This window comes from Porphyromonas sp. HMSC077F02, assembly GCF_001815465.1.
GTDB lineage: Bacteria > Bacteroidota > Bacteroidia > Bacteroidales > Porphyromonadaceae > Porphyromonas_A > Porphyromonas_A somerae.
In genome coordinates this window covers 1-309 of sequence record NZ_KV820670.1, presented here as the reverse complement: position 1 = coordinate 309, position 309 = coordinate 1, and the positions used below count along the sequence as shown (strand labels likewise).

General features: G+C 45.0%; 1 tRNA gene. It reads left to right on the top strand.

Annotated features, from left to right (window positions below):
* The first annotated feature begins 160 nt into the window (after positions 1 to 160).
* Positions 161 to 243 (top strand) — tRNA-OTHER (locus HMPREF3027_RS09615).
* The last annotated feature ends 66 nt before the right edge of the window (positions 244 to 309 follow it).

The window sequence follows — 309 nt, the reverse complement described above, 5'->3', positions numbered from 1 at the left end:
GAGCCTCGACTGGGGGCTAGCTGAATGGCACCCTTTCGGGTGCTCTCATACCCTTATAGATGGTATATTCAATCAAATACCTGTTGACGATTCTTTCTAATGAGTAACCTCTGAAACATTTAAAGACTTATCATATTATTGCTATCTTTGCGGAGAGATCTAGGCAGATGATCGCAGTTGGTAGCGATAGGTATGGGGACTAAGTCCCCCCCTATATCGTGGGTTCGAGCCCCACCTGCCTAGGTCTCATTTTTTAGGAAGAAAGTTGAGATGGTGAATCGAGTAGGTCGGGAAACGAAAGTTTTCTGA